Origin of the sequence: uncultured Oscillibacter sp. (genome assembly GCF_910579365.1) — a bacterium.
GTDB lineage: Bacteria > Bacillota > Clostridia > Oscillospirales > Oscillospiraceae > Oscillibacter.
Map to the genome: position 1 here is coordinate 62,103 of NZ_CAJTUX010000008.1, position 4,706 is coordinate 66,808.

Below are 4,706 nucleotides of genomic sequence, written 5' to 3' on the forward strand. Positions count from 1 at the left end.
TGCCGGCCATCATCGCCTCGATCTCCTCCTGACTCATCTTTCCGCCGGAGGAGGCGGGCTCCGCCGCAGGGGCAGGGGCGGGGGCGGGGGCAGGGGCGGGAGGCGCTTCCTCCCCGCCGTCGATGTCCTCCAGGCCCAGGCCCTTCAAAAGCTCCTTGGCCAGTTCCACGCTCATGACGTTCATGAACTCGCTCTCCAGAGCTCCCTCAATCCGGAGGGCAAAGCGGACAATGACGATGGTATCCGCCCCCTGGGGGAGGTGATTCTGTTTAAAGGAGTCCAAATCCTCCAGCTCAAAGGGCTGGGGCGTGGAGATGTCCACCTGATAGCCCAGGAAATCGCTCATGGCCGTGGCGGCGGCGCCCATCATCTGGTTCATGACCTCGCACACGGCGCTGATGGTCAGATCGTTGAGCTCGAACTCCTCGTCCGGCGTCTCGCCGCCCATCAGGATATCCACGATGACCTTGATGTCGCTGCGCTTGAGCAGCATAATGTTGCTGCCCGCAAGGCCCTCCACATAGCGGATTTCGATACCCATGGCGGGTTCCAGGTTGCCCAGGGCGAAATCTGCCGTCTTGATGGACGTGACCTTGGGTGTCGTAATATCGACTCTGTGCTCCAAAAGATTGGATACCGCGGTGGCAGAGGAGCCAAGGCTGATATTCATCATTTCCCCGAGGGCGTCTATCTCCATCGGGCTAAATAATTTTTTCTCCATTCCGTCTACTCGCTCCTTTGCTGCTCAAGCTGATAGCATACTTCATCTATTTTCACAGCCATATTTTTTTTGTGGGTGCCCATCTTTCCGGTAAACCAGTGATAGCCGCCGATTTCCAGATAGATGGGAGATTCCTTGGGCTGGCCCAAGTCGATGACGTCTCCCACGTTCAAGTGGTAGATATCGCTGAGGGACAGCTGCGCGCTGGCCAGCTCTGCAACGATCTCCAGTTTCGAATCCCGCAGCTTGTCGAAAATCTCCTCCGACTTGTCTTCGGAGGTACTTCGGCGCAGGGGGCTCTCCCGGCTGATTTCGGTGAAGATATTGGTCAGAACCTCGCCGGGAAGGCAGATGCTCATCCGGCCTGAGAGGTTCGGAAACATCAGCTTCAGGTCCACGATCACCACTGTCTCGTCCAGACCGATCACCTGGTTCAGTGTGGGGTTGACCTCGGTACGGCTGTATGTGAAATGAATGGGCACATAGTTCTCCCAGCTCCGGCCCATCATCTTCACAATATCTTCAGCCAGGTCCTCGTAGAGCTTCAGCTCCAGGTCCGTGTAGCTGTAGTCGTCCTCCAGGTCCTCCACCGTGCCCTCGCCGCCCAGCATGCGGTCCATCATGCTCAGGGCCGTGGCGGTGGATATGTAGAGCATGGCGGGGGTCTCCTGTGTCTGATCCTTGAGTCCCACGTCAATCATACCCAGCACGTCGCCTTCCGTCAAGGCGTTGGAAAATTCATAATAGCGCTGTTCCTCGATGCTCTCCACCGTGATCTCACAGGTGGAGCGAAGCCGGGCGTTCAGCCGGGAGCCGATCACCCGGGAGTAGTTGTCAAAGATGCCGTTAAGCATCTTGATACGGTCCTTGGTAAACTTGCGGGGACTGCTGAAGTCGTATTTTTGATACTTCTTTTCCTGCTTCTCCCCGGACTGTTCCAAGTCCTTGTCGCCGCTGCGGACCGCGTTCAGCAAAGCATCAATCTGCGCCTGCGATAATACGTCTGCCATGTCATCCCCCCTACTCTGCAATGGTATTGGCTTCCCACCCGGCGGGAAGCGTGAAAAACTCCGTCATGCCGCCTCACAGCCATGCGGTTATGACGCAATGACCTCAAACTCCTGCACCACATACTGGTCCAGCGTGCTCAGGCCATTCTCCTCGGCCTCCAGGTCCCGGCCGCTGATGATCATCTCCACCCGGCGGTTTTTGGCCAGGTTCTCCGCCGTGTCGTTGGGCGCGATGGGCCGCCATTCGCCCAGACCCTCGCTGACCAGCCGGGCAGGGTTCACGGTGCTGTGCTGCTGGATATAGATAATGACGTTGGCCGCCCGCTGGCTGGACAGCGTCCGGTCGGTCACCACGTTGTTGGGCTCCTTTTTCGGCCGGGCCGTGTGGCCCTGCACCCGGACCTCGTCCAGAGAGCTCGCCACGCTGCTGAGCATCTCGCTGACGGCGTCCAAAATGGAATATGCCTCCGGGCGGAGCACCGCGCTCTCGCCCGCGAAGAAGACCGACTGGCTGAACCGGATGAAAATCTTGCCGCCATCTTTGCTGACGGACACAGCGTCCTGCAAATTCTGCTGCTGGACATACTCCTGAATGGACTGAAGCAGCGATTCAATGTCCTCGTCAATCTGCTCCTGCTGCTCCTCCATGGGCATAACGCCCGCGTCCCCGCTGTCGGAGCTGGGTCCATCCACGCCGTTGATGTTGGGGTCCGGATCCTCCACCGCCGAGGGGTTGAAGCTCTGAACAATGGCCTTCCACTTATCCTCAGTGATGGTGGACATGGAATAGAGCAGCACGAAGAAGCACAGCAGCAGCGTCACCATGTCGCCGTAGGTATCCATCCAGTTGGCGCCGCCGCCCCCGCTGCTTTTTTTCTTGATCGCCATTTCCGCTCACCTTTCCTTTCGAACGGACGGGTTCATCCCTTCGCCTCGTCGGAGCCCTCGCCGCCCATCTCGCGCTGTTTTTGCGACATGTAGGTCAAAAGCCGCTCCCGCAGGGACTTGGGGTTCTCGCCGGCCTGAATGGCCATAACGCCCTCGACGATGATCTGCTTGCACAGGACCTCCTCACTGTCCCGTCCCCGAAGAAGCTGGGCCACGGGGCCAAAAATCACGTGGGCCAGCAAGCAGCCGTACAGGGTGGTAATCAGGGCGGTGCCCATGCTGGTGCCCAGGGAGTCGGCTCCGCCGTCTCCGCTGAGGTTCATGGACTTCAGCATGTTGATCAGGCCCACCAGCGTACCCACCATGCCGAAGGCCGGGGCAACACTGGACGCCTTGTCGTACATGGCTGCGGCGTCTTCATGCCGGGCGGACATGCACTCAATGTCGTTTTCCAGAATGGCGCGCACCTTATCCTGGTCGTTGGCGTCCACGATGAGCATAATCGCCTGCTTAAAGAAGGGGTCGGTCTGCTCGTTGGCCTTCTCCTCCAGGGACAAAAGACCGTTCTTCCGGGCGATCTGAGCCAGCTCCACCAGCTGGTCGATGTAGCCCTTGGGATCGAAGGCCTTGTTATTCAGGATAATCTTGATGTGCTTCGGAATGGACTTCAGCATCCCTCCCGAAAAGCTGGCCAGCACAATGAAGAGCGTACATCCGATGGTGATGAAGATGGACGCCGCGTCGAAGAAGTTCCAGAGGTTGGACAGCTCGAACGTAATCGGCTGCTTTCCCGCCGCGCTGGGACCGATGTTGATGCCCATGACGCAGCCCAGCAGGAACACGCCGAACGCGCCCGCAATGCCAATGATATAATTTATATTCATAGAAGAAACGCCTCACTCCCTAGACCGGTCGCTGGACTCCGGACTCCGGCCTGTGAATTCTATCTATATGCTCAACGCTTGTCCGATACCACGATTTCCCGGTGAATATCTTGAACCTTGGCGTTGTATTCCGCAATTTTATTGATAATGTCCTCCACGCTCTCCCGCACCAGGTAGTAGTCGTGGTTCATCATGGTGATTTTGCACTCAGGGATGCACTCGATATGCTCGATCTGAAGGTGGTTTACCAGAAATTTGTCGTGATTTCTCTTTGTCAGAAGAATCATAAAAGCCGCCTTTCCCGGCCCGCCGGGACTCCGCGCCCCGGCGGGCATCCGTTATTCATTCAACAGATTTTCCTTAACGCTTCATGTTGACCAGCTCTTCCAGCATGGAGTCGGTGACGGTGATGATGCGGGTGTTGGCCTGATAGCCGCGCTGAGTGGTGATGAGCTCAGAAATTTCGGTGGCCAGGTCCACGTTGGGGGCCTCCAGGAAGCCGGTCATCAAGGAGACGTCGCCGGAGCTGGTTACCTCGGCCATCTGGGGCAGCTTGTCTTCCGTGTCGGTGCCGGTTCCGGTGTTGCCGCCCTGGGTGTTGTCCACGCCGTAGTCCTTCAGGCTGCCGTTGACATGGGTGATGCCCAGCTCCTTGTTGACGCCGCCCAGCATGGTGACCCGCAGGTCGCCGGCGCCGTCGCCGCAGAGGTAGTAGTTCTTGCTGGTGTGGGTGACGCCGTTGGGGTTCGTCACCACGCCCAGAGAGAGGTAGCCCACCACAACCTTGATGCCGCCGTCCTTGGTGACGCCGCTGATGCAGCCGGTCTTCTTGTCGATGGTGATGCTCTCCAGCTCGGCGTAGGCCAGGGGATTGGTGGTGTCCGTCTCCTGGTTGTTGCCGGTGTTGCCGCCCTGGTTGTCATTCTTCTCGTGAATCAGGGGGTTGTAGTCCTCGATGGGCACATAGGATGGGGTGTTGGTGGTGCCTCCGCCCTGGTTATTGTCGCCCGTGGCCTTATCCACAGGGTATTTGACCTCATAGGACCAGGCGTACTTCTCCTCGTTGAGCTTCGTGTGCTCAGCGTCCGCCCAGATGTCCGTCGCCGTGGTGGTGTCCACGGGCTTGCCGGTCTTCTTGTCCACAATGGTCTTCTGAGATCGGAAGAGCACACGTCTGAACTCCAGTCACATTACTCGATCTCG

The 4,706-nt window shown here is 58.3% G+C and carries 5 protein-coding genes; all 5 read right to left on the reverse strand.

The window, feature by feature from the left end:
- Positions 1-721: chemotaxis protein CheC (locus tag QZ329_RS03995; RefSeq protein WP_295748540.1), on the reverse strand; the 721-nt coding region annotated here is incomplete at its 3' end.
- A 5-nt stretch (positions 722-726) separates the two neighbouring features.
- Positions 727-1,731, reverse strand: a complete 1,005-nt coding sequence (fliM, locus tag QZ329_RS04000; RefSeq protein ID WP_295748542.1) for a flagellar motor switch protein FliM — start codon at positions 1,729-1,731, stop codon at positions 727-729.
- 87 nt (positions 1,732-1,818) lie between these two features.
- Positions 1,819-2,619 (reverse strand): flagellar motor protein MotB, encoded by an 801-nt coding sequence (locus tag QZ329_RS04005; protein WP_295748544.1) that lies wholly within the window; start codon positions 2,617-2,619, stop codon positions 1,819-1,821.
- Positions 2,620-2,651: 32 nt separating this feature from the next.
- Complete coding sequence (locus QZ329_RS04010; RefSeq protein ID WP_295748546.1) at positions 2,652-3,503, reverse strand: MotA/TolQ/ExbB proton channel family protein; 852 nt, start codon at positions 3,501-3,503, stop codon at positions 2,652-2,654.
- 71 nt (positions 3,504-3,574) lie between these two features.
- The gene (locus QZ329_RS04015) at positions 3,575-3,790 is read right to left on the reverse strand and encodes a flagellar FlbD family protein (protein WP_295748548.1); all 216 of its coding nucleotides are present in this window, start codon (positions 3,788-3,790) and stop codon (positions 3,575-3,577) included.
- Positions 3,791-4,706: the final 916 nt, after the last annotated feature.

Bases quoted from the DNA above. Each gene is read 5' to 3' on its own strand.
- fliM (WP_295748542.1), bottom strand. From the start codon at position 1,731: ATGGCAGACGTATTATCGCAGGCGCAGATTGATGCTTTGCTGAACGCG.
- QZ329_RS04005 (WP_295748544.1), bottom strand. From the start codon at position 2,619: ATGGCGATCAAGAAAAAAAGCAGCGGGGGCGGCGGCGCCAACTGGATG.
- QZ329_RS04010 (WP_295748546.1), bottom strand. From the start codon at position 3,503: ATGAATATAAATTATATCATTGGCATTGCGGGCGCGTTCGGCGTGTTC.
- QZ329_RS04015 (WP_295748548.1), bottom strand. From the start codon at position 3,790: ATGATTCTTCTGACAAAGAGAAATCACGACAAATTTCTGGTAAACCAC.